24 protein-coding genes are annotated in these 22,196 nt (G+C 63.4%); 15 read left to right on the forward strand and 9 right to left on the reverse strand.

Going from position 1 to position 22,196, the window contains the following annotated elements:
- The first annotated feature begins 29 nt into the window (after nt 1-29).
- The 11 genes from AC04PT_RS04495 to AC04PT_RS04545 all read left to right on the forward strand — a co-directional run bounded on the left by AC04PT_RS04495 (nt 30) and on the right by AC04PT_RS04545 (nt 9,709).
- Nucleotides 30-854, forward strand: a complete 825-nt coding sequence (locus AC04PT_RS04495; RefSeq protein WP_482872329.1) for a DUF533 domain-containing protein — start codon at nt 30-32, stop codon at nt 852-854.
- Nucleotides 855-943: 89 nt separating this feature from the next.
- Nucleotides 944-1,558 (forward strand): COG3650 family protein, encoded by a 615-nt coding sequence (locus AC04PT_RS04500; RefSeq protein WP_482872330.1) that lies wholly within the window; start codon nt 944-946, stop codon nt 1,556-1,558.
- A gap of 10 nt (nt 1,559-1,568) precedes the next feature.
- The gene (locus AC04PT_RS04505; RefSeq protein WP_482872331.1) at nt 1,569-1,919 is read left to right on the forward strand and encodes a DUF3147 family protein; all 351 of its coding nucleotides are present in this window, start codon (nt 1,569-1,571) and stop codon (nt 1,917-1,919) included.
- Between the two features lie 92 nt (nt 1,920-2,011).
- Nucleotides 2,012-2,929 carry a DMT family transporter gene (locus tag AC04PT_RS04510; RefSeq protein ID WP_482872333.1) on the forward strand — a complete coding sequence of 306 codons (918 nt, stop codon included), beginning with the start codon at nt 2,012-2,014 and terminating at the stop codon, nt 2,927-2,929.
- Nucleotides 2,930-3,053: 124 nt separating this feature from the next.
- Nucleotides 3,054-4,169 (forward strand): OmpP1/FadL family transporter, encoded by a 1,116-nt coding sequence (locus tag AC04PT_RS04515; RefSeq protein ID WP_482872334.1) that lies wholly within the window; start codon nt 3,054-3,056, stop codon nt 4,167-4,169.
- Nucleotides 4,170-4,281: 112 nt separating this feature from the next.
- Nucleotides 4,282-5,154, forward strand: a complete 873-nt coding sequence (locus tag AC04PT_RS04520) for an ATPase (protein WP_482872335.1) — start codon at nt 4,282-4,284, stop codon at nt 5,152-5,154.
- Between the two features lie 35 nt (nt 5,155-5,189).
- A complete protein-coding gene (gene metA, locus AC04PT_RS04525; RefSeq protein ID WP_482872336.1) occupies nt 5,190-6,128 on the forward strand; it encodes a homoserine O-acetyltransferase MetA in 939 nt (312 codons plus the stop codon).
- A gap of 1 nt (nt 6,129) precedes the next feature.
- Nucleotides 6,130-7,089, forward strand: coding sequence for an alpha/beta fold hydrolase (locus AC04PT_RS04530; RefSeq protein ID WP_482872337.1), 960 nt, complete (start codon nt 6,130-6,132; stop codon nt 7,087-7,089).
- Between the two features lie 261 nt (nt 7,090-7,350).
- Nucleotides 7,351-8,235: a polyphosphate kinase 2 gene (ppk2, locus tag AC04PT_RS04535; protein ID WP_482872338.1), complete on the forward strand. Its 885-nt coding sequence runs from the start codon at nt 7,351-7,353 to the stop codon at nt 8,233-8,235.
- Entirely contained in the window at nt 8,228-8,845 is a 618-nt protein-coding gene (locus AC04PT_RS04540; RefSeq protein WP_482872339.1) for a TetR/AcrR family transcriptional regulator, read from the forward strand. The genes ppk2 and AC04PT_RS04540 overlap by 8 nt, the downstream gene beginning before the upstream one ends.
- Before the next feature lie 9 nt (nt 8,846-8,854).
- Nucleotides 8,855-9,709 carry a sulfotransferase family protein gene (locus AC04PT_RS04545; RefSeq protein ID WP_482872340.1) on the forward strand — a complete coding sequence of 285 codons (855 nt, stop codon included), beginning with the start codon at nt 8,855-8,857 and terminating at the stop codon, nt 9,707-9,709.
- Here the strand turns inward: AC04PT_RS04545 and AC04PT_RS04550 are convergent.
- From AC04PT_RS04550 to AC04PT_RS04565, 4 genes are all read right to left on the reverse strand, one after another.
- Nucleotides 9,694-10,740: a glycosyltransferase family 2 protein gene (locus AC04PT_RS04550; RefSeq protein ID WP_482872341.1), complete on the reverse strand. Its 1,047-nt coding sequence runs from the start codon at nt 10,738-10,740 to the stop codon at nt 9,694-9,696. The genes AC04PT_RS04545 and AC04PT_RS04550 overlap by 16 nt on opposite strands.
- A 97-nt stretch (nt 10,741-10,837) precedes the next feature.
- Nucleotides 10,838-11,323 carry a 30S ribosomal protein S9 gene (gene rpsI, locus AC04PT_RS04555; protein WP_482872342.1) on the reverse strand — a complete coding sequence of 162 codons (486 nt, stop codon included), beginning with the start codon at nt 11,321-11,323 and terminating at the stop codon, nt 10,838-10,840.
- Entirely contained in the window at nt 11,323-11,787 is a 465-nt protein-coding gene (gene rplM / locus AC04PT_RS04560) for a 50S ribosomal protein L13 (RefSeq protein ID WP_482872344.1), read from the reverse strand. The genes rpsI and rplM overlap by 1 nt, the downstream gene beginning before the upstream one ends.
- A 163-nt stretch (nt 11,788-11,950) precedes the next feature.
- The gene (locus AC04PT_RS04565) at nt 11,951-13,345 is read right to left on the reverse strand and encodes an aminotransferase-like domain-containing protein (RefSeq protein WP_482872345.1); all 1,395 of its coding nucleotides are present in this window, start codon (nt 13,343-13,345) and stop codon (nt 11,951-11,953) included.
- Nucleotides 13,346-13,440: 95 nt separating this feature from the next.
- Between AC04PT_RS04565 and AC04PT_RS04570 the strand changes: the two genes are divergently transcribed.
- Complete coding sequence (locus AC04PT_RS04570) at nt 13,441-13,665, forward strand: YjiS-like domain-containing protein (RefSeq protein WP_482872347.1); 225 nt, start codon at nt 13,441-13,443, stop codon at nt 13,663-13,665.
- A 197-nt stretch (nt 13,666-13,862) separates the two neighbouring features.
- Here AC04PT_RS04570 and AC04PT_RS04575 read toward each other — a convergent pair whose 3' ends face one another.
- Nucleotides 13,863-14,285: a PaaI family thioesterase gene (locus AC04PT_RS04575; protein ID WP_482872349.1), complete on the reverse strand. Its 423-nt coding sequence runs from the start codon at nt 14,283-14,285 to the stop codon at nt 13,863-13,865.
- A 125-nt stretch (nt 14,286-14,410) separates the two neighbouring features.
- Here AC04PT_RS04575 and trmFO point away from each other — a divergent pair, with 125 nt between their 5' ends.
- Complete coding sequence (gene trmFO, locus AC04PT_RS04580; protein ID WP_482872350.1) at nt 14,411-15,766, forward strand: methylenetetrahydrofolate--tRNA-(uracil(54)-C(5))-methyltransferase (FADH(2)-oxidizing) TrmFO; 1,356 nt, start codon at nt 14,411-14,413, stop codon at nt 15,764-15,766.
- Nucleotides 15,767-15,792: 26 nt separating this feature from the next.
- Nucleotides 15,793-16,644, forward strand: a complete 852-nt coding sequence (gene gluQRS, locus AC04PT_RS04585) for a tRNA glutamyl-Q(34) synthetase GluQRS (RefSeq protein ID WP_482872351.1) — start codon at nt 15,793-15,795, stop codon at nt 16,642-16,644.
- On the opposite strand, the gene hisI is transcribed toward gluQRS, so the two are convergent.
- On the reverse strand, nt 16,641-17,000 hold the full coding sequence (hisI, locus tag AC04PT_RS04590) for a phosphoribosyl-AMP cyclohydrolase (protein WP_482872352.1): 360 nt from the start codon (nt 16,998-17,000) through the stop codon (nt 16,641-16,643). The two genes, gluQRS and hisI, sit on opposite strands and share 4 nt — an antisense overlap.
- Nucleotides 17,001-17,071: 71 nt before the next feature.
- Here hisI and AC04PT_RS04595 point away from each other — a divergent pair, with 71 nt between their 5' ends.
- A complete protein-coding gene (locus AC04PT_RS04595; protein ID WP_482872353.1) occupies nt 17,072-17,518 on the forward strand; it encodes an iron-sulfur cluster assembly scaffold protein in 447 nt (148 codons plus the stop codon).
- Between the two features lie 182 nt (nt 17,519-17,700).
- Here the strand turns inward: AC04PT_RS04595 and AC04PT_RS04600 are convergent, their stop codons facing one another.
- The 3 genes from AC04PT_RS04600 to ligA form a co-directional block, all read right to left on the reverse strand.
- The gene (locus AC04PT_RS04600; RefSeq protein ID WP_482872354.1) at nt 17,701-17,823 is read right to left on the reverse strand and encodes a hypothetical protein; all 123 of its coding nucleotides are present in this window, start codon (nt 17,821-17,823) and stop codon (nt 17,701-17,703) included.
- Nucleotides 17,824-17,925: 102 nt separating this feature from the next.
- The gene (gene recG / locus AC04PT_RS04605; protein WP_482872355.1) at nt 17,926-20,016 is read right to left on the reverse strand and encodes an ATP-dependent DNA helicase RecG; all 2,091 of its coding nucleotides are present in this window, start codon (nt 20,014-20,016) and stop codon (nt 17,926-17,928) included.
- Nucleotides 20,013-22,145: an NAD-dependent DNA ligase LigA gene (gene ligA, locus AC04PT_RS04610; protein ID WP_482872356.1), complete on the reverse strand. Its 2,133-nt coding sequence runs from the start codon at nt 22,143-22,145 to the stop codon at nt 20,013-20,015. Before ligA ends, recG begins: the two co-directional genes overlap by 4 nt.
- Nucleotides 22,146-22,196: the final 51 nt, after the last annotated feature.

The following is a 22,196-nucleotide window of genomic DNA, read 5'->3' on the forward strand; positions in this document are numbered from 1 at the left end:
GAGGTTATTCATTCTGGGAGGATATTCGAATGGGTTTGATGAGCACACTGGCCAAGATCGCGATGGGCTATGCCGCGGCGCGCGGCGTTGATCACATGAGCCGCAATCAGGGTCTGGGCGGTCTGCTGGGAGGGGCGCAGGTGCCCTCGGACGAGGCGAAAGCCGGACAGAACCCGGCGGCCGAGGCGATGGGCAAGGTGCCCGGCATGGACCAGATGCGCGGCATGATGGGCCAGATGCAGCAGACCGGCGCGCAGAACATGGACAGCCTGAAGGACATGATGAGCAAGATGACCGGCGGCGCGGGCGGGTTCGACCTGTCGGCCCTGCTCGGCGGCGGCGGCGGTTCGGGAGAGGCCAAGGGCGGGCTGCTTTCGGGCGCCGGCGGCGCGGGCCTTGCTGGGCTGTTGGCGATGGCGGGCAGCGCGGCGGCGGCTTCGGGCAAGGGCGTCGGTACGATGCTCGACCAGTTCAAGGACACGCCGGCCTCGACCGAGGCCGAGAAGTCCGCAGGGCTGATGCTGCGCGCGATGATCCAAGCGGCCAAGGCCGATGGCAAGATCGACAAGGACGAACAGGCCAAGATCCTCGAGACGCTGGGTGACGACGCGGACCCCGACGACGTGGCGCATGTCAAGAAACTGCTGCAGGCCAAGGTCGACGTCGAAAAACTGGCCGCCGACACGCCGGACGCGCAGAAGATGCAGGTCTATTCGATGTCTCTGATGCCGATCCGGGTGGATACCGAGGCAGAGGCACAGTACCTCGACAAGCTGGCCGCCGCGCTGGGACTGGACCAGCAGACCGTCAACATGCTGCATATGCAGATGGGCGTGCAGCCGCTGTATGCCTGAGGGCGGTTCAGATACCGTGGGTGGGCCGGGTGTCCGCCCACGGCGGACCGGCCTTGTGTCAACAACCCTGAAAGAACCCGGAGCCTGCCATGTTGCGTCTGACCCTTGTCGCCTGTCTTCTGGCCACCCCCGCGCTGGCCGATCCCGAATATTACCGTGTGGTTGGCGTCGCTGCGGACGATACGCTGAACGTGCGCGCGCGGGCGGATGCGCGCAGCGACGATATCGGCGACATTCCGCATGACGCGCGCGGTGTCGAGGTGGTGGGCAGACAGGGCAATTGGGGCCGCATTCTCTGGCAGGGCGGCGACGGCTGGATCGCGATGCGGTTTCTACAGCCCGACCCAGTGGCCCGGGTCGGCGGAACCGCCCTGCCGGCGGGGCTGCTCTGCAGCGGGACCGAGCCGTTCTGGTCGATCCGGATCTCGCAGGCCAATGCCACGTTCTCGGACCCCGGAGGAGCAGTTCAGAACATGCAACTGCGCGACGGCCGCGTGGCGGACGGGCGTCCGGCCTTTCCGGCGGCGCTGCGATTCGGGTCGGAGACCGCCAGCGCGTTGTCAATCATCCGAGCGCAGGACTGCAGCGACGGGATGAGCGATCAGACCTACGGCTATGCGATCAGCCAGCTTCTGGCCACGGCAGAGGGCGAACAGTTTCTCGAAGGCTGCTGTACTCTGCCCTTGGAAGTCGGGTCCAACTGACTGCGCGGCCATGGCTTTCCTGATCTTCAAGACACTCCTGACCGCGGTGATCGTGGTAATCGTGTCCGAAGTGGCCAAGCGCTGGGATGCGTTTGGCGGTCTGATCGCGGCGATGCCTTTGACCACGATCCTCGTGCTGATCTGGCTCAAGGTCGAAGGCGCGGAGGCCGAGAAGCTGAGCAACCATGCGGTCTATACGCTGATCTACGTGGTGCCGACCCTGCCGATGTTCGCGGTGTTTCCCTTTCTGCTGACGCGTCTGGGGTTCTGGCCGGCGCTGGGCGTGTCCTTGCTGGTGACAGCCGTCTGCGTGGTGCTGACGCACCTTGCGGTGCAGCGCTGGGGGTTCCGCCTGCTGTGAGGTCTTTTCAATCGCGGCGGCCTGTGGTCCTTTGCCGCCATGCCGCGCCCGGACCCCATACCGCCTGATCCCTGCTCGCCCGGAACGTCCCGATGAGCGATACGATCAAGGCGGCGCTGTGGATGATCGGCGCGATCGTGTCCTTCACCTCGATGGCCATTGCCGGGCGGGCGGTGAGCCTCGATCTCGATACCTTCGAGATCATGCTGTACCGCAGTCTGATCGGTTTCGTCGTCGTGCTGGCGGTGGCAGGTGCCGCCGGGACCTTGGGACAGGTCACGCGGCGCAGCCTCGGCATCCATGCTGTGCGCAACTTGTGCCATTTCACCGGACAGAACCTGTGGTTCTATTCGCTGACCGCTATCCCCTTGGCGCAGGTCTTCGCGCTTGAGTTCACTTCGCCGCTCTGGGTGATCGTGCTGGCGCCCCTGATCCTTGGCGAACGGCTGACACGCATCGGGGTGCTGGCGGCGGTCATCGGCTTCGCGGGCATCCTGATTGTCACCCGCCCGAGCCCCGAGACGCTGGAATTCGGGCAACTCACGGCGGCCACAGCGGCCATAGGCTTTGCCGGGTCAGCGGTGTTCACGCGGCTGCTGACCCGGACCGAAACCATCACCTGCATCCTGTTCTACCTGACCCTGATGCAGGCGATCCTCGGATTGCTCTGCGCGGGTTTCGACGCGGACATTGCCCTGCCCACTGCCGCCACCCTGCCCTGGGTCGCGCTGATTGCTGTGGCAGGGCTGGTGGCGCATTACTGCCTTACAACGGCGCTGTCACTGGCGCCTGCGGGTGTCGTCATGCCCATCGACTTCGCCCGTCTGCCGGTGATCGCGCTGGTCGGTATGACCGTATACGGCGAGGCGCTGGACCTCTGGGTCCTGCTTGGCGCGGCGGTGATTTTTGCCGGCAATTACCTGAACATACAGGCTGGGGCGCGCAACCAAATTACCCTCGGCGCAGGCTTGTCGCAAAAAAGTAACGCAGCGGCACAACGCAAATCCTGACGCTGGGTCAATAATTGACCCAAAAATGCCTTTTCCCCTAGCGTGCCTGCAGGGAAGAGACAGGAAATCACGCACAATGAAAATCGTAGGTACTACCGTATCCGCGGCATGTCTTGCCGCTGGAATGGCTCATGCTGGCGGGTTGGAGAGAGACCGCCCGGCCGAATCAATTCTTTTCGAGGAAGGGAATTACCTTCAGTTCTCCTTCAAGCAGACTAATGCCGACGTTTCGGGCGACTATCCCGCTTTTGTCGGCGGCGGCGACACCGATGACATGGCCGGCGCCACGTCCCACTTCGGCTTCGGGCTCAAGTACGCAGTCACCGACAAGTTCGACGTCGCCCTGCTGCTCAGCCAGCCCTATGCCGCCAAGGCGGAATACGAGCAAGGTTTCTACGACGGTCTGAAGGCGAATTGGCGCAGCACCGCGCTTGACGCCATCGTCAAGTATAACGTGAACGAGCAGATGTCGGTCTATGGTGGTGCGAGCATCCTGACCTCGTCGGCAGAGCTCGACATTCCGCTGGTTCTGGCCAACATCTCGTCCGACCCGGACGGCCCGGCCCCGTTAGGCGGCCCCCTGCCCGGCACCATCATCTCGGATTACTCGGCATCGTCTTCGAAAGAGACCGATGTCGGCTTCATCGTCGGTGCGGCCTATGAGATCCCGCAGTATGCGGCCCGCGTGGCGCTGACCTACCGGTCCGAAATCGAGCATGAGTTCGAGGCCTCGGAAACCTATCTGCAGCTTGGCGCCGGCGGCCCGGCACCGGTCTCGGTGACAACCGACACCCCGGTGATCATGCCGCAATCGGTGGCGCTGGACTTCCAGACCGGCGTTGCGCCCAAGACGCTGGTCTTCGGCTCGGTCAAATGGACCGAATGGTCGAAGTGGGAAGTCCGCCCCGGCGGTTATGAATCCGAAACCGGCGGCGAGATCACCGGCTTCGACAATGACACCTTCACCTATTCGCTGGGTGTCGGCCGCGCGCTGACCGACGACATTTCGGTGTTTGCTCGTGTCGGCCACGAAACCTCGAAGGGTGGCGAGGCCAGCCGTCTATCGCCCACCGACGGTTATACCTCGTTCGGGGTCGGCGGCAGCTACCAGATCGGCAACACCAGGATCACGGCAGGTGTCGAACACGCCTGGCTTGGTGACGCGGAAACCGGTACGCCCACCGACTTCAGCGACAATACGGCGACCGGCTTCGGTGTCACGGTGGGCTTCGCCTTCTGAGCCCCGCTGCCACGCCTGAAAACCAGCCCCGCCCGCATTTGCCGGCGGGGCTTTTTCGTGGCAGGGGAACGTGCTAGGCGACAGGCGGTCACTTTTGCGGGAAGCTCGCCCCATGCTTTATGCCTCTGCTCAGGACTGGCGCGACGCGCCCAACAAGCGCGTGCTGTTTTTCGGCATGTCGGGACTGGGCAAGACCCATGTGTCGAACCTGTTGCGCGACGGCGGCGACTGGTTTCACTATTCCATCGATTACCGCATCGGCACCCGTTACATGGGCGAATTCATTGCAGACAATGCCAAGGCACACGCCATGCAGGTGCCATTCCTGCGCGAGCTGCTGCTCAGCGATTCGATCTACATCGGATCGAACCTGACCTTCGACAACCTCGCGCCGGTGTCGACCTATCTGGGCAAGCCCGGCGATCCGGCGAAGGGCGGCATGGCGTTGGGCGAATACACCCGTCGGCAGGAGCAGTTCCGCCAGGCCGAGATCCATGCGCTTCAGGACACCGGTTATTTCATCGAACGCGCGCAGGCGCTTTATGGCTATCCGCATTTCATTTGCGATACCGGTGGATCGATCTGCGAATGGGTCGATCCCGACGATCCGTCAGACCCGGTGCTGAAGGCCCTGTCGGAGCACACGCTGATGATCTGGATCAAGGGCTCCGAGGCGCACACGCAGGAACTGATCCGCCGCTTCCACCGCGCCCCCAAGCCGATGGCCTATCAACCCGCCTTTCTGGCACGCTGCTGGGCGGACTATCTGCCTGAAACCGGGCTGGGCGAAGCCGAGGTCGACCCGGATGCCTTCATCCGCTGGACATATGGCCGCGCACTGGCCCACCGCCAGCCGCTCTATGAAGCGATGGCGAACAACTGGGGCGTCACCGTAACCGCCGAAGAGATCCACTCCGTCGTCGATGAGGCGGGATTTACCGACGTCGTGGCCCGGGCCATTGAACGGCGCAGCGCGACCGGCTAAGTCCAGCCTTCCGATCCAGAAAAGAGACCCGTCAGATGCCGATCAAGCTGCCGAATGACCTGCCCGCCTTTACCGTGCTGTCGCGCGAGGGCGTGATGGTCATGGCGGAGGCGCAGGCCGAGCATCAGGACATCCGACCGCTGAAGATCGGGCTTCTCAACCTGATGCCCAAGAAGATCACCACCGAGACCCAGTTCGCCCGGCTGATCGGCGCCTCGCCCTTGCAGATCGAGTTGACGCTGATCCGGATGAGCGAGCACGAAACCAAGACCACCAGCGCCGAGCACATGGAGAGCTTCTACCACACCTTCCGCGCGGTGCGAGACCAGAAATTCGACGGGCTGATCATCACAGGCGCCCCGATCGAGCACCTCGATTTCGCCGATGTCACCTATTGGGACGAATTGACCGAGATTTTCGACTGGACGCAAACCAACGTGCACTCCACCTTCGGCGTGTGCTGGGGCGGGATGGCGATGATCAACTATTTCCACGGAGTGCGGAAACACATCCTCGACGCCAAGGCCTTCGGCTGTTTCCGCCATGCCAACCTAAATCCGGCCTCGCCCTATCTGCGCGGGTTTTCCGACGAGTGCGTGATCCCGGTCAGCCGCTGGACCGAGATGAAGCAGGAAGAGATCGACGCCGCGGACGGATTGCGCACGTTGCTGGGCAGCGATGAGGTCGGGCCCGCGCTGGTCGAGGACCGGGCGCACCGCGCGCTCTATATCTTCAACCATTTCGAATACGACAGCTTCACGCTGAAGGAAGAATACGACCGCGACATCGACAACGGCACGCCGATCAACGTGCCAATCAATTATTATCCCGGCGATGATCCGACCAAAAAGCCGCAAAATCGGTGGCGCAGTCATGCGCATCTTCTCTATGGCAACTGGATCAGCGAGATCTATTTGACTACGCCCTATGACATGGCCGAAATCGGAATGAAGTCGACCGACCTCAGGGGGTGAAATGATCCAGACCGTGCCCATTGCACTGGCCACCGCAGCGGCGCTTGCCGGTGGGGCGTTCGTGATCGACCGCCTAGCGGATCTGAAAGAGGCGAAGGCCGAGGCCGAATTCACGCCCCAGGGTGAGATCATCGCGGTGGACGGCCGGGCGGTGCACGTCCTGATGCGCGGTGCTGGGCCGGACCTCGTGCTGATCCACGGGGCATCGGGCAACCTGCGGGATTTCACTTATCAACTGATCGAGCCGCTGTCGCGCGACTTCCGGGTGATTGCCATCGACCGCCCGGGCCTGGGCTGGTCTGAACCGTTGCACGATGGCGGCGAGACACCCCGCGAACAGGCGCGCCACATGCAGCAGGCGGCCGACGCGCTGGGCGTCAGCGCGCCGATTGTTCTGGGCCATTCCTTCGGCGGCGCGGTTGCGCTGGCCTGGGCATTGGAACGACCGCAGGAGACCTCGGCGTTGGTTCTTCTGGGCGCGGTGTCGAACCCGTGGCCCGGCCCCCTCGATCCGATGTACCGGGTCAATTCGTCATGGCTGGGCAGCACCATTATCGTCCCGCTGATTGCCGCCTTCGCGCCCGACCGGCGTGTCGAACAGGCCTTGGCGTCGATCTTCGCACCACAGCCCGTCCCCGAAGGCTATCGCACCCACGTCGGCGCGGGCCTGACGCTCCGACGTAACAGCTTGCGCGCCAACGCCCGTCAGGTCGCCGGACTGCGGCCACATGTGGTCGAGATGTCCGAATACTACGATACCCTGCATATGCCTGCCGAGATCCTGCACGGTGAGCAGGACAGCATCGTGCCGCTGCATGTCCACTCGGAACCGCTGAGCCGGCAGATGCCGCAGGCCGCGCTGACCCGGATGCCCGCGATCGGGCACATGCCGCATCATGCCGACCCGCAGGCGGTGATCGGAGCCGTCCACCGCGCCGCCAAGCGCGCCCGGCTTTGGTAGAAGACGTAGGCCCTCGTCTCTACTCTACAGGCGCGCCATCAGCAGACCGTGGCGATGGCGCCATACTGGAACGCCTCAGGAGACTGCTGAAACGGGCATACTGCCCGCAACAGCATCTTCCGTCTCAGATCGAAGAGGCCCCCACGATTTTCGGTCGAGACGCGCCCAAGGCTCGGATGCCCGCCGCGACGCGTGAACCCCATTAACATTGAACTGCGTCTCCCAAACCGCCATATTCCAAGAAAAATATGCGAGGCCCCCATGGCAAAGCCGTTCGACGGTGCAATCAGCGCCTATTTCGAATCCGACGCCCCGAAACAGATTCGTGACGCAATCCGCCGCGCCGAGAAAGGCGAGATGCTGTCCGAGGGCTATCCATATTCCGAAAGACTGCCGCGCAAGGCCTATGAGAAAGACATGGCCCGGCTGCAGATCGAACTGGTCAAGCTTCAGGCCTGGGTGAAGGAGACCGGCGCCCGCATCGCCGTGGTCTTCGAAGGGCGCGATGCCGCCGGCAAGGGCGGCACCATCAAGCGCGTGCGTGAAAACCTCAATCCGCGGGTTGCCCGCGTTGTCGCATTGTCGAAGCCTTCGGACCGAGAGGCCGGGCAATGGTACTTTCAACGCTATGTCGAGCATCTGCCGTCCAAGGGCGAGATCGTGCTGTTCGACCGGTCATGGTACAATCGCGGCGTCGTCGAAAAGGTCTTCGAATTCGCGACCGACGATCAGCGTGCGCATTTTTTCGCGCAAGTGCCTGATTTCGAATCCATGCTGGTCGAAGAGGGCATCATACTGGTGAAGTTCTGGCTGAACGTCGGGCGTGGCGAACAGCTGCGCCGTTTCCTCAAGCGCGAAAACGACCCGCTGAAACAGTGGAAGCTGAGCTGGATCGACGTCGAGGGTCTGAAGCGCTGGGACGCCTACACCCAGGCCATCGCCGAGACGCTGGACCGCAGCCATAGCGACACGGCGCCCTGGACCGTGGTGCGCAGCGACGACAAGCGCCGGGCGCGGATCGGCGCGATCCGGCACCTGCTGCACCAGGTCGATTATGCCAGCAAGGACACCGCCGCCATCGGGCAGACCGATCCGTTGATCGTGGGCGGGCCGGACCTGTGGCACGCCCAGGCGAAAGATGTCTAAGCGCGGTTATCACCACGGCAACCTGCGCCAGGCCCTGATCGACGCCGCGCTGCGGCTGATCGAGGAGCGCGGTCCGACCGGGTTCACGCTGTCGGAAGCGGCAAAGCAGGCGGGTGTCACGCCGGCGGCGGTCTACCGGCATTTCGAAGGCCGTGAGGATCTGATCGCGGAATGCGCGCTGCAAGGCTATGAGATCTTTGCCGACGTGATGGCCTATGCCTACGACGAAGGGCGGCCGAGCGCGCTGGCGGCCTTTGAAGCGACGGGTCGGGCCTATCTTGCCTTTGCCCGCAAGCACCCCGGCCACTACATCGCGATGTTTGAGAGCGGCGTGTCGGTAAACCGGACCCCGGATCTGGCCTCGGCCTCGGCCCGGGCGCGTGGTGTTCTGGAAACCGCGGCAGTGGGCCTGTCGGAACACATCCCCGAGCACAAGCGCCCGCCGGCAGCGATGTTTTCGGCCCATATCTGGGCGCTGTCGCACGGGGTGGTGGAGCTTTTCGCCCGTGGCTCACCCGGTACCCGCAGCCCCTACCCGCCCGAGGATCTGCTGGAATCCGGCATCGGCATCTATCTGCGCGGGCTTGGCCTAATCCCGCCGGACGCGTAAACCCACGTCATGACCGACAAGACATTCTTCCTCGGCCTCGGTGGCCAGAAATGCGGATCGAGCTGGATCCAGGCCTACCTGAATCGCCAGGAGGACGCTGATTTCGGACGCCTGGGCGAGTATCAGGTCTGGGAGGCCGACCTTGGATCGGTCTTCACGCGCTACCGGGTTGCGGAGCCCTCGGCGTTCCAGATGCTGCGCGCCGAAGCCAAGCGCAGGTTGGGCATGTCGGAACCAAAGGATCACCTGCGCTGGCGGATGCAGCATGATCGCCGTCAGTATTTCGATTACTTCGCAGCGCTGCTGAACAAGCCCGGCGTCCGGATGACGGGCGACATCACACCCAGCTACGCCGCCCTGCCCGCCGGGCTGCTGGCAAAGATCAAGGACGGATTCCAAGCTGATGGAATCGCGGTGAAATGCCTGTTTTCCATGCGCGACCCGGTGGCCCGCATCAAGTCGCACTATCGTATGGACGTGGACAAGGGAACCGCATCGGAATTACAGGATTTCGAGTCCGGCTTGCGGAACTTCTATGCCAGTCAGGAGGCGGCGGCGAGGACGCGTTACGACCTGACGCTGGAGGCGATGGAGGCCGTCTTTGCGCCCGAGGACCGGTTCATCTGCCTTTTCGAAGAGTTGTTTGCGCCCGAGGGAATCGCGGCACTGGCCCAATTCGCCGGAGTACCGATCGAGGCGCAGGCGGGCGGCGACAAGGTCAACGCACGCGGCCCCTCTTCCGGCATCTCCGATGAGTTGACGGCGGAAATCGCAAGGCATTACGCACCGGTCTATCATGCGGTCGCCGAGCGGCTGCCGCAGGTGATGACTGCTTGGCCCTCGGCGCGCTATCTGGCGGGATAGGCCATCAAACCGCAATCCATAAGCTGCTCGACCCTTTCGAACTTTACGGAATTTTCGTCGAGGAAGCTGCCGGATTGCGCTTCCATACGGTCGAGAAGCTCGGCGTAATAGCGGTACTTCGCGGCAGCATTGGCATGGGCACCCCACGCGCGGGCGCGGGCAATCTTCTCGGCGAATTGCGCGGTGAAAACAAAGTGCGCGATAGTCAGAAGCACTTCCGAGCTGGGCGGCTGGTTGGCGTTGTGGGTGCCGGTCAGGCGGCTGGTGTCACTGCGCAGAAGCAACGGGGTCTTGTGGCGCGGCGATTTCTGAAACTGTTGCGCCTTGCGGGCCTTCGACGGCATGTAGAGCCTTTGCAGTCCCTTGCGCTCGACCTTCGGCTGAACGTCGAATTGAATGAACAGGCGCGCCGTCTTGGACTGACCGATGAGGTCAGGCTGGCGACCGCGCTGCAGGTCCACCAGCTTTTCGCATTGGAAGTAGGGATAGGCCTGAAGCAGGTCTCCGAAACTCTGCGGCAGGTTACCCTGCAATCCGGCAACGGTTTCGGGAAAGAACTCGACCACCGTGGCCACGGCAGAAGGCGCGTTTTCGGCCTTGAGACGCGCAATCACCTCGGAAATCGAGGCCACACCCGGCGGTAGGAACATGAACTCATCAGCATCGACATAGGCCACATAGGCGCCGGAACAGTAGAGGTGCGGCAGGGCGATCTTGTAGTAAATGCCAGCGCGGGTTTGCTGCCGCGTACCGTCGGGGTCGCGATAGGTAAGCGGCGCACCGTAGGACAGCGCGGTGTGGATGACGGCGCAATCGGGCTGGGCGGACAGGTAGTCGAAGCTGCCGTCGTCGGACCCGTCGTCGATGATGAGAAACTGCTCGAACCCGATGGCACGGTAATGCGACAGGAAGGCAGGCAGAAAGCCCATTTCATTGCGCATGGTCGAAAACAGCGTCAGCTTGTCGGCGTCGACCTGCCCGCTTGCCACCTTGGCCAGTTGTCCCGCGTCTTCGATCCGATACTCTGCCATGTCCGAGCCATCGGCTTTCACGGCACGCGCGTCAAGCCCTTGGTGCCACGAAAAAGGCCGCCCCGAGGGACGGCCTTTCGTGTGATCTGCACAAAGCTTAACGCTTCGAGAACTGGAAGCTCCGGCGCGCCTTGCGCTTACCGTATTTCTTCCGTTCCACCACGCGGCTGTCGCGGGTCAGGAAGCCCGCCGCTTTCAGCGCACCGCGCAGCGAGGGATCGTAGAGTTGCAGCGCCTTCGAGATGCCGTGCTTGACCGCACCGGCCTGACCGGACAGGCCGCCGCCCTTGACGGTCGCCTGCACGTCGAACTGGTCTTCGACACCGGCCACGGTGAAGGGCTGGCGCAGGATCATCTGCAGCACGGGACGCGCGAAATAGGTGTTAAGCTCGCGGCCGTTGACCGAGACCTTGCCCGAACCCGGCTTGATCCAGACACGGGCGACCGCGTCCTTCCGCTTGCCGGTGGCATAGGCGCGACCGAGGTCGTCACGGACCGGCTCGCGCGGGGTTTCGGTTTCCACGGCCTCGACACCGCCGGTGACGGCGTTCAGGTCTTCCAGGGAATTCACTTGCTCAGCCATTATTTCGCCACCCGGGTGTTTTTCGAGTTCATGTTCTTGACGTCGAGCACTTCGGGCGACTGCGCCTCGTGCGGATGCTCGGTGCCGGCATAGACGCGCAGGTTGGTCATCTGCTGACGCGCCAGACGGTTGCCCGGCAGCATGCGCTTGACCGCGAGGGTCACGACGCGCTCGGGGTGGGCACCCTCGAGGATCTGCTGCTTGGTGCGCGACTTGATGCCGCCCGGGTGGCCGGTGTGCCAATAGTGGTTTTCTTCGCGCTTCTTGCCGGTCAGCTGGATCTTGTCGGCGTTGACGACGATAACGTTGTCACCGCAATCCATGTGGGGCGTGAAGGACGGCTTGTGCTTGCCGCGCAGGCGGGTGGCGACGATCGAGGCGAGACGGCCCAGAACCACGCCTTCGGCGTCGATCACGATCCATTTCTTCTCGATGTCTGCCGGGGTCGCAGAGAAGGTTTTCATATCGGGTTTACCCTTGGGTCTGAAGTCCGGGCGCGGCCAAAGCCACGCCGCCAAATTCGATGGGCGGGTTATAAAGGTTGTTGGTGCGCAGTCAAGATGGGTTTGCGCGTATTACTCGTTCAAATTCAGCAGCTTACAAATTAGGTATCACTATACCCCAACCTTATACCCCGATATGCTCAGGTGGATGGTCCAGCAGATTGCGCAGGCGGAACATCGCGCCCTCGAAAGCCTCGGGCGTGACCTGGGCGTTGATGGTGACGCGCACCGAATGCGGCGTGCGGGCATCGCGCAGCGCGAAATCCTCGGCGCTGCGGATCTGGACGCCCGCGGCTTCGGCGGCCTGACAGAAGGCCGCGGCGCGCCAGCCCTGCGGCAGTGGCAGCCAGAAGAACGGCACGTCCTCGCGCCAGACCAGATCATAGGCGCCCAGCACATTGACGGCGGTGCGCACGTATTGGCCGATGATCTGGACCGCTTCTGCTGCCAAACGCGGCGTATCAGGATGGGTCAGCAAGCGTTCGACGAGGTCGGTCAACGGCCGCGACAGGCCGAAATAGCCGTATTCGGCGGCACGGCGCAGTTCCTGCGCCCTATCATGCGGGGCGACCGCAAACCCGATCCGCAGCCCCGGCGTAAGTGTCTTGGAGATCGACGAGACGAACCAGCAATGGCGCGGGAGCAACACGCGGTAGCCGGGCAATTCGGGCCGCGACAGGCGATAGCAGTCGTCCTCGAGGATGTCGAAGCCGCGGGCCGCGGCGATTTCGGCGATCTGCCGGCGGCGCTCCAGCGTGGTCCGCACGCCTGTGGGATTCTGCACCTCGGGAGCGGTGCACAACAGTTGTGGTCCATGCTGTTCCGCCAGCCGGTCCAGCGCCTCGGGCAGGATGCCCTGACGGTCCATCGGCACCGGCACCACCTCGGCGCGGAGCAGTTCGGCGGCGTGGCGGAAGCCGGGGTAGAACAGTTCTTCGACGAAAACCACCGGACGCGCACCGCGCAGCACGCATTGCATGATCAGTGATATGCCGTTCTGTCCGCCGTTTGTCAGCACCATGTCTCGATGGTCGATGGCGCCAAGGTGCGCGTCCTTCAGCCAGGCGGCGGCGGCACGGCGAGCGGCTTCGGTGCCGGCACGGGTTGGATAGTTCAACAGGTCAGAGCCCGGATTGTCGGCCACCGCGCGCAGCAAGCGACGGATCAGATCGTCCTGCCCTACATCGGGGAGACGCGGACTGAAAAGCGGTACAATCTCGGTATTCAGGGCCGGCGTGCGGGTCAGCGGCGCCTCGGTCAGCGGTGCATCGGCCGGGGATGTGACGAATGTCCCCCTACCCACGCCAGCGGTGAGAAGGCCCTCATCGGTCAGCAAGGAATAGGCGCGGGCCACCGTCCCCGGCGTGATCTTGAGGTCCCAGGCAAGGTCGCGCACGGGCGGAAGCTTGTCACCTTCCGAGATTTGCCCCTCGCGCACGGCAGTGCGGATACTCTCGGCCACGGCACGATACTTGGGGCCGTCGAAGGACGATATATCACCAATCGAAATTGTACCCATCACAATATATCCATGGACCCCTGCTGAAAGTTTTTGTACCAATTTATCTACGGCATCAGCCACATTGTGTCAATACAATTTAGAAAGGTACGCTCATGGCACAGCTTCATACCCTCACCCCGCAGGCACCCGGCATCCCCCATGGCCGCCCCGCCCCCTTCGCGGTGGCGCTGTCGGTGGTGGCGAAGCTGGTGAAATGGGAAGCCGCGCGGCGCAACCGCCTGCGACTGAAGGACCTTGATGACCATTTGCTCGACGATATCGGCGTGACGCGCGATCTGGCCAACAAGGAGGCCACTCGCACGTTCTGGCAAGGCTGACGGATCCCTGAGTCTGCCAGATCTCTTCCTGTGCCCGAGGCTTCGCGCCTCGGGCTTTTTTCATGCCGTGGGAGCCGACGAAAAACCTCACCTTAATTTGGCATCATCCACCGATAGCGGGATTTCAGCAGGTCCCGGAGCGGGTCCGGAACTGCGTTGGGAAACATTGCGAGGATCGCCCTTGCCTGCGGGCGCCGCTACCGCTGCGGCGGGATCGAATAGGTCAGGCTGGCACGCGCCACCGGCGTCTCCTGCCCTTCGGAAAACAACAGGCAGTCCACCACGCTCAGGCTGCGGCCCAGTTTCAGCACCCGGAAATGGCCCAGAACATCCGCCCCAGACGCCGGCTTGCGCATGAAGTCGATCGAGCAATTCGTCGTCACCGCCAGCGCTTCTCGCCCGATGCGCGCCATCGTCGCCACGTAAGCCCCCACGTCGGCCAGCCCGAACATCGACGGCCCCGACACCGTACCACCGGGGCGCAGGTGCCGGTCATCGGCATGCAGGCGCATGATCAGCAGGTCCTCGTCCAGCCGGTCGATGCTGAACATCCCGGCGATCTGGGGAAAGACCTCGTCGAGGAATCCCGACATCTCTTCTGCGCCGATCACGATTGCCATGCTGTCCTCCGATTTGATGCAGCGCCAAGCTGGCCCGAGCGGACGGCGAGGGCAAGGTGGCGCATAGCGAAACGTGACGACACAGGGTCTTTGACAGCGCTGCAAAACGGCGTATGTGAGCGCCCATGACAAAGACATTGCACATCGTGGGCGGCGGCATGGCCGGGTCCGAGGCGGCCTGGCAGGCGGCAAGACTGGGCGTCGACGTGGTGATCCACGAGATGCGGCCAAAGGTCGAAACCTTTGCTCACAAGACCGGCCACCTGGCGGAAATGGTCTGTTCCAACTCGTTCCGGTCGGACGATGATGAACAGAACGCCGTCGGGCTGTTGCACTGGGAAATGCGCGCCGCCGATGGGCTGATCATGGCGATGGCGGACAAGCACAGGCTGCCGGCCGGTGGCGCCCTCGCCGTTGACCGCGATCCCTTTGCCGAAAGCGTGACCGCGGCGTTGACCGCCCTGCCCAACGTGCGCGTGGAATACGGCGAAATCGCCGAACTGCCGCGCGACGGCCACTGGATATTTGCCACCGGCCCGCTGACCTCTTCGGCCCTCGGTCAGGCAATCCGCGACGAGACCGGCAGCGAGGCGCTGGCCTTCTTCGATGCCATCGCGCCCATCGTCTATGCCGAAAGCATCGACATGTCGAAGGCCTGGATGCAGTCGCGTTACGACAAGGGCGAGACGGAGGAAGAACAGAAGGCGTACCTCAACTGCCCGATGGACAAGGGCCAGTATGACGCCTTCATCGACGCGCTGCTGGCCGCCGACAAGACAGAGTTCCACGAGGGTGAGACCGCAGGCTATTTTGACGGCTGCCTGCCGATCGAGGTCATGGCCGAGCGCGGGCGCGAGACGCTGCGCCACGGCCCGATGAAGCCGGTCGGTCTGACCAACGCCCATCAGCCTGACGTGAAACCTTGGGCCGTTGTGCAACTGCGCCGCGATAACGCGCTGGGAACGCTGTATAATATCGTGGGCTTCCAGACCAAGATGAAATATGGCGCCCAGACCGAAGTGCTGCGCAAGATCCCGGGGCTCGAGGACGCGCGGTTCGCGCGTCTCGGCGGGATCCATCGCAACACATTCCTGAATTCGCCCACGCTGCTCGACGCACAGATGCGGTTGAAATCGCGGCCTAACATCCGATTTGCCGGGCAGATCACCGGCGTCGAAGGCTATGTGGAAAGCGCCGCCATGGGTCTTTTGGCCGGGCGGCTGGCCGCGGCCGAAATTCTCGGGACGCCGCTGCCAGAGGTGCCGCAGGACAGTGCCATGGGCGCGCTGATCCATCACATCACCGGCGGAGCTGAAGCCAAGACCTTCCAGCCGATGAACGTCAACTTCGGCCTGTTCCGCCCGGTTGACGGGCTTAAAGGCGGGCGTCGCGGTCGCAAGGACCGATACAAGGCCTATACCGACCGCGCGAAGACGGCCTGGACCGGGTGGCTGTCTGCCTTCGCCCGCGAATTTGCATGAAGACATGAGCGCAAACCTCTGATAACATGACGTTTCGCACGCGCTTCGCCCCATCGCCCACAGGCCCGCTCCACCTTGGCCATGCCTATTCGGCACTGCGGGCTTACGAGGCGGCGCAGGCGGCGGGCGGCGTGTTTCACCTGCGTATCGACGACATCGATCAAAGCCGCGCGCGACCGCATTGGGAGGCGCAAATCTTCGACGACCTGCATTGGCTAGGCCTCGATTGGCCAGAGCCTGTCTGGCGTCAGTCCGAACGCGGGGGCCGTTACCGGGACGCTTTGCAACAGCTTTGGACGCAGGGATTGCTCTATCCCTGCATATGCACCCGTCGCGATATTCAGGAGGCAGCGAATGCGCCGCAAGAGGGCGCCGCCCATCATGGACCGGACGGGATTGTCTATCCCGGCACCTGTCGGGGCGCCTCGCGCAGCGGTTCTATGCCTGAAGATGCGGTATTGAGGCTCGACATGAAGATGGCAATTCAGAGCGTTGAAAGCGTTTCATTTTCAGAAATGGAGTTCGGCGCTGGAGACAGGCAGATCACGGCCTTGGAGATGATCTCTGACTTGGGTGACGTTGTGCTGGTGCGCCGTGGGATGTCCGCGAGCTATCATCTTTCGATCGTTATCGACGACGCCGACCAAGGGATAACCGACGTGATCCGAGGCCAGGACCTTTTTGAAGCCACGAAAATTCACGCGGTCCTGCAGGCTCTGCTGGACCTGCCCGTCCCTCGGTATCACCATCACCGTCTGATCCGCGACGCGGCTGGAAAACGCCTTGCCAAACGCGACGATGCACGCGCTATTGCCACCTATCGGGCGGAAGGGGCTGCGCCTGCGGATATTCGTGCCCTGGTGGGCCTTGAACGCTAGGTCTCGGGCTGCATCACCTCAACCTCGGCCCCGCTGCGCACGGCGGTATAGAAGCAGCTGCGTCGGTTTGTATGGCAGGCTGGACCGGTCTGTCTGACCGTCACCAACAGGCAATCGCGGTCGCAGTCGATACGCAACTCCACCAGCTCCTGCACATGGCCCGAGCTTTCGCCCTTGACCCAGAAATTCTGCCGCGAGCGCGACCAGTAGGTCACCTTGCCGGTGGCCAGCGTGCGTGCCACGGATTCAGCATTCATCCAGGCCATCATAAGCACTTCGCCAGTTGCGGCGTCCTGGGCGATTGCGGGGATCAGACCGGCGTCGTTAAAGACCAAAGTCGCGGGATCGAAGGACATGGGCGAAAAACCTTTTGCATGACGCTCTCGCGCGCCTATTTAGAAAATGCACAGCAGAAGAGAAAGCCACAATGGCCGAGACCGACCTGATCAAGCTTTATTCCAACCGGATTCTCGCCTTGGCGGCGGACATTCCCCATGCCGAGCGGCTGGAGGCGCCCGAGGCAACGGTGAAGAAACGCTCGCCGCTGTGCGGTTCGACTGTGACGGTCGATGTCGCGATGGAAGATGGCAAGGTCGCCCGCTTCGGGCAGGACGTGAAGGCCTGTGCGCTTGGGCAATCGGCAGCCTCGGTGCTTGGGTCGGTGGTTATAGGGCGGACGCCTGAGGAATTGGACCGCGCCCGCGACGAACTGCGCGCCATGCTGAAAGAGGGCGGGCCGGTGCCCTCGGCGCCCTTCGATGGCTACGAGGTTCTGGAGCCCGCGCGCGATTACAAGAACCGCCATGCATCCATCTTGCTGGCGGTCGAGGCCGCAGCAGAGGCCGCCCATCAGGCGCTTTCAGTCTCGGCCTGAAAGATACGAAAAACTTATGTAAAAAAGGCCGCCTTCCAAAGAAGGCGGCCAAGGAAGCGTCGCGTGCCGCTGGCGGGGTGTTGAGGCAGACCCCGAAACTCCCAGGGGAACGGGATAAGGCAGGTCGCGCGGTGTGGGACAGGTGCGCGAAAGGCGATACGCGAAGCAGGCAGAGGAAATCCTTACAGGATTGCAGGGACGTGCAGAGCCGTCACAAGCATAACGACAATGGAGAGCGCGCCGACGGCATCCTGAACCAGGCTCAGGTCCGCCTCTCTGCGCGTCTTGGTCAGGCGTTTCAGCATCTCGACATCTCCTCACTGTCTGTTGCCTATTTGTTCTCATATCGGAAACCACCTGTAAAGAACTTTTTGAGAACATACCGGAACAAACTGGTTTCGAAAGCGCTAACCTACTGACAATAAACGAATTGCTTCATCCTGCCGCATCAGCCAGAGCAACAGGCGGGTGGCTGTGCCGCGGGCGCTGTCAAGGTTCGGGTCCGCCTGCAGGAGCGCGCGGGCGTCCGATTGCGCGGTCTGCATCAGACCTGCCTGAGATTCGAGGTCGGCGACGCGAAACCTCGGCAATCCGGACTGTGCCGTGCCGATAACGTCGCCCGCGCCCCGCATTTCAAGGTCGGTCTCGGCGATGACAAAGCCGTCCTCGGTATTGCGCAGGGTTTCCAACCGCTTGCGTCCGGCCTCGCCGAGCGGCGACTGATAGAGTAGCAGGCAGGTCGATGCCTGATCGCCGCGCCCTACCCGCCCGCGCAACTGGTGCAATTGCGCCAGTCCGAAGATCTCGGCCCGTTCGATCACCATGATTGTCGCGTTGGGCACGTTGACGCCGACCTCGATCACCGTGGTCGCCACCAGCACAGTGGTCTCGCCGGACTGGAACCGGGCCATGGCCGCATCCTTGTCGGCGGGTGCCATCTGGCCATGCACCAGACCAACACGGCCCTCACCAAGCGCGGCACGCAGGCGTTTGAAGCGCTCTTCGGCCGCGATCAGTTCAGAGACTTCGCTTTCCTCGACCAGTGGGCAGACCCAGTAGACCTGCCGTCCCTCTTCGGCGGCGACGCGGACGCGGCCGACCACCTCGTCCAGCCGCTCGGTCGAAATCAGCGCGGTCTTTATCGGTTTGCGACCTGGTGGCTTCTCGTCGAGCACCGAGACATCCATGTCACCGTATTGCGCCAGCGCCAGGCTGCGGGGAATCGGTGTCGCGGTCATAACCAGCACGTCGGCCGTCTTGCCCTTGGCCCCCAGTGCCAGCCGTTGACGCACCCCGAAGCGATGCTGTTCGTCGACGATAGCAAGACGCAGGTCGTGAAAAATCACGTCGTCCTGAAACACCGCATGGGTGCCGACCAGAACCTGGATATCGCCACGGGCCAGAGCCGCCAGCTTGGCCGCCCTATCGGCCCCCTTGTCCCGGCCCGTCAGCAGTTCCAACACCACGCCGGCGCTCTGCGCCAGCGGCTGCAAGCCCTCCAGATGTTGCCGGGCCAGAATCTCGGTTGGGGCCATCATCACCCCCTGCCCGCTCGCCTCGACAGCGATCAGCAGCGCCATGAAGGCGACCAGCGTCTTGCCGGAACCCACGTCGCCCTGCAAAAGCCGGTTCATCCGCTCAGTGCCGGACATGTCTGCGGCAATGTCTGCCACCGCACGGGTCTGGGCACCGGTGGGTGTATAGGGCAACGTCTTCAATACTTTACGTTGAAGGTCCCCGGTCCCGCGTGTCACGCGCCCCTTGCTGCGGCGGCGGTTCATGCGCGCCAGCGCGAGGGTCATCTGGTGTGCGAATAGCTCGTCATAGGCCAATCGCAGGCGTGCCGGATGCATAGCGGAGAGCGCAGCCAAATCCTGTGGATGATGCGCGATTTCAAGCGCCGCGCGCCAATGCGGCCAGCCTTCCCGGGCCAGCAGCGCCGGATCGATCCATTCGGCCAACTCCGGCGCGCGGACCAGCGCCGCCTGCGCGGCCTTGGTCATGAGCTTCTGCGTCACGCCGGCGGTGAGCGGATAGACCGGCTCGAATTGCGGGATATCGGCGGCTTCGGCCAGCGGCAGCACATGGTCCGGGTGCACCATATTGGCGATGCCATCGAACAGCTCGACCTTGCCCGATACGATGCGGCGCTGCCCGGTCGGCAGGATCTTCTTCAGATATTCGCTGCGGGCGTGGAAAAACACGAGCTGAAAGCTGGTTTGCGCATCGGTCACATTGATCCGGTACGCGCCGGAGCGGCTGCGCGGCGCCACATGACGGCCGACCTCGACCTCGACGGTGATGACGCCGGGCAGGTCGGCGCCCTGCACGGTGTCCCGGCGGCGCCGGTCGATGCCGGAATAGGGCAAGGTGAACAGCAGGTCGCGCGGCGCCTCAATGGCCAGCGCGGCCAACGCCTTGCCGGTCTTGGCGCCAACTCCGGGCAAGGTTTCGAGCCCCGCAAACAGCGGAAACAGCGGCTCGGGCCGCGTGCTCATGCCCCGATGAGGGCCAGCCAGCCCTCTTCGTCAAGGGTTTCGATGCCCAGTTCGGCGGCCTTCTTGCCTTTGGACCCTGCGCCGGGCCCCGCGACCACGAGATCGGTCTTGGCGGAAACCGAGCCCGAGACCTTGGCCCCCAATGCCTCGGCCCGCGCTTTCGCCTCGGCTCGGGTCATCTTTTCAAGGCTACCGGTGAAGACGATGGTCTTGCCCGCCACCGGGCTGCCCTCGACCTTGGGTTTCGCGGCGTCCTGAATCTGAAGTTGCTCGACGAGGCGGATGATGGCGGCGCGTTCAGCCTCTTGCCCGAAAGCAGCAACCAGCGAGGTCGCGAGGACCTGGCCAACGCCATCAACGCCCAGCAGGTCATTCCAGGCCGAGCCTTCCATCGGCTGCGCCTCGGTCATGGCACGGTCAAATGCGCTCCAACTGCCGTAGTGGGCGGCCAGCAGGTTCGACGCCTGTTCACCGACATGGCGGATGCCAAGGCCGAAGATCACGCGGGACAGCGGAATTTGGCGGCGTTCGTCGATCGCATCAAAGAGCTTCTGCGCCGATTTCGCGCCCCAGCCTTCGCGGTTTTTCAACTGCTGCGGACCGGACCCGTACCGGTCCTTGAGGGTAAAGATATCGGCGGGCTCGGCGATCCAGCCGTCGCGATAGAATTGCTCTGCCTGCTTTGCTCCGAGACCCTCGATGTCAAAGGCCGCGCGCGAGACGAAATGCTTCAGCTTCTCGATCTGTTGCGCGGGGCAGATCAGGCCGCCGGTGCAGCGGCGGACGGCATCGCCTTCGTCACGGACGGCATCGGACCCGCATTCCGGACAGGTGGCGGGAAAGGCGTAGGGCCGCGCATCTTCGGGGCGTTTCGATAGATCGACATCGGCGATCTTGGGGATCACGTCACCGGCGCGGTATACCTGCACCCAATCGCCGACGCGAATGTCCTTGGCGCGGCCGTCGGGGTCGGGGCGGATCACCTCGCCACTGCGGCCGAGGCCGGCGATGTAATCCTCGTTGTGAAGCGTCGCGTTGGAGACGACCACGCCCCCGACGGTGACCGGGGTCAGGCGTGCGACGGGGCTGAGCGCTCCGGTGCGGCCAACCTGGATGTCGATGGCCTCAAGCCGGGTCCAGGCGAGCTCGGCCGTAAACTTGTGGGCGATGGCCCAACGCGGTGTGGTCGAGCGGAAGCCGAGCCGGTCCTGAAGGTCGAGCCTGTCTAGCTTGTAGACCACACCGTCGATGTCATAGCCGAGCGTGGCGCGTTGGGCCTCGATCTGTCGGTAGTGCGCGATCATCTCGGCCGGCGTTTCGCAGCGACGGGTCAGCGCATTCGTCTGAAACCCCATCGCGGCAAGCCGTTTCAGCGCGCCGCTTTGGGTGTCCGCCAGCGGTTCGCTGAGCGCGCCCCAGCCGTAGGCGAAGAAGGCCAGCGGACGGGTGCGGGTAATGGCGGCGTCAAGCTGGCGCAGCGATCCGGCGGCGGCATTGCGGGGGTTTGCGAAGGTCTTGGCGCCCGCCTCGGCCTGCCGGGCGTTCAGCGCTTCGAAATCGGCGTGTCGCATATAGACTTCGCCGCGAACCTCGAGGACATCCGGGGCGCATTCTATCTCGGTCGGTATGGTGTCGATGGTGCGGGCGTTCGCAGTGACGTTTTCACCGGTTTCGCCATCGCCACGGGTGGCCGCCTGCATCAGCTTGCCATTTTCATATCGCAGCGACAGGGACAGGCCGTCGATCTTGGGTTCGGCAGTATAGGCCAGCAGCGCATCCTCGGGCCAGTTGAGATAGCGGCGGATGGAGGCGTCGAAGTCGGCCACGTCCTCATCCGAGAAGGCATTGCCGAGGCTCATCATCCGAACCTCGTGGGTGACCTTTGAAAAGCCTTCGGCGGGGGCCGCACCGACTTGCTCCGAGGGGCTGTCGTCGCGCTTCAGATCGGGGAAACGTCCCTCGATCTCCGCGTTGCGCAGCTTCAGCGCATCGTACTCGGCGTCGCTGATATCGGGGGCGTCCTGCTGGTGATAGGCGGCATTGGCACGGGCAAGTTCATCTGCCAGCGCGGCCAGTTCATCCTGGGCCTGCTTCTTCGTAAGTTCTGAAACAGCGATGTCGCGTGTCATCGGACCCCCAGCCTTTTGCCCGAAGTGATAGGGCGGTGCGTGCGGAGGGTC

This window comes from Litorisediminivivens sp. KMU-197 (genome assembly GCF_056858395.1).

Coding starts and splice junctions, on each gene's coding strand:
- AC04PT_RS04495 (WP_482872329.1), top strand. CDS start 30: ATGGGTTTGATGAGCACACTGGCCAAGATCGCGATGGGCTATGCCGCG.
- AC04PT_RS04500 (WP_482872330.1), top strand. CDS start 944: ATGTTGCGTCTGACCCTTGTCGCCTGTCTTCTGGCCACCCCCGCGCTG.
- AC04PT_RS04505 (WP_482872331.1), top strand. CDS start 1,569: ATGGCTTTCCTGATCTTCAAGACACTCCTGACCGCGGTGATCGTGGTA.
- AC04PT_RS04510 (WP_482872333.1), top strand. CDS start 2,012: ATGAGCGATACGATCAAGGCGGCGCTGTGGATGATCGGCGCGATCGTG.
- AC04PT_RS04515 (WP_482872334.1), top strand. CDS start 3,054: ATGGCTCATGCTGGCGGGTTGGAGAGAGACCGCCCGGCCGAATCAATT.
- AC04PT_RS04520 (WP_482872335.1), top strand. CDS start 4,282: ATGCTTTATGCCTCTGCTCAGGACTGGCGCGACGCGCCCAACAAGCGC.
- metA (WP_482872336.1), top strand. CDS start 5,190: ATGCCGATCAAGCTGCCGAATGACCTGCCCGCCTTTACCGTGCTGTCG.
- AC04PT_RS04530 (WP_482872337.1), top strand. CDS start 6,130: ATGATCCAGACCGTGCCCATTGCACTGGCCACCGCAGCGGCGCTTGCC.
- ppk2 (WP_482872338.1), top strand. CDS start 7,351: ATGGCAAAGCCGTTCGACGGTGCAATCAGCGCCTATTTCGAATCCGAC.
- AC04PT_RS04540 (WP_482872339.1), top strand. CDS start 8,228: ATGTCTAAGCGCGGTTATCACCACGGCAACCTGCGCCAGGCCCTGATC.
- AC04PT_RS04545 (WP_482872340.1), top strand. CDS start 8,855: ATGACCGACAAGACATTCTTCCTCGGCCTCGGTGGCCAGAAATGCGGA.
- AC04PT_RS04550 (WP_482872341.1), bottom strand. CDS start 10,740: ATGGCAGAGTATCGGATCGAAGACGCGGGACAACTGGCCAAGGTGGCA.
- rpsI (WP_482872342.1), bottom strand. CDS start 11,323: ATGGCTGAGCAAGTGAATTCCCTGGAAGACCTGAACGCCGTCACCGGC.
- rplM (WP_482872344.1), bottom strand. CDS start 11,787: ATGAAAACCTTCTCTGCGACCCCGGCAGACATCGAGAAGAAATGGATC.
- AC04PT_RS04565 (WP_482872345.1), bottom strand. CDS start 13,345: ATGGGTACAATTTCGATTGGTGATATATCGTCCTTCGACGGCCCCAAG.
- AC04PT_RS04570 (WP_482872347.1), top strand. CDS start 13,441: ATGGCACAGCTTCATACCCTCACCCCGCAGGCACCCGGCATCCCCCAT.
- AC04PT_RS04575 (WP_482872349.1), bottom strand. CDS start 14,285: ATGGCAATCGTGATCGGCGCAGAAGAGATGTCGGGATTCCTCGACGAG.
- trmFO (WP_482872350.1), top strand. CDS start 14,411: ATGACAAAGACATTGCACATCGTGGGCGGCGGCATGGCCGGGTCCGAG.
- gluQRS (WP_482872351.1), top strand. CDS start 15,793: ATGACGTTTCGCACGCGCTTCGCCCCATCGCCCACAGGCCCGCTCCAC.
- hisI (WP_482872352.1), bottom strand. CDS start 17,000: ATGTCCTTCGATCCCGCGACTTTGGTCTTTAACGACGCCGGTCTGATC.
- AC04PT_RS04595 (WP_482872353.1), top strand. CDS start 17,072: ATGGCCGAGACCGACCTGATCAAGCTTTATTCCAACCGGATTCTCGCC.
- AC04PT_RS04600 (WP_482872354.1), bottom strand. CDS start 17,823: ATGCTGAAACGCCTGACCAAGACGCGCAGAGAGGCGGACCTGAGCCTG.
- recG (WP_482872355.1), bottom strand. CDS start 20,016: ATGAGCACGCGGCCCGAGCCGCTGTTTCCGCTGTTTGCGGGGCTCGAA.
- ligA (WP_482872356.1), bottom strand. CDS start 22,145: ATGACACGCGACATCGCTGTTTCAGAACTTACGAAGAAGCAGGCCCAG.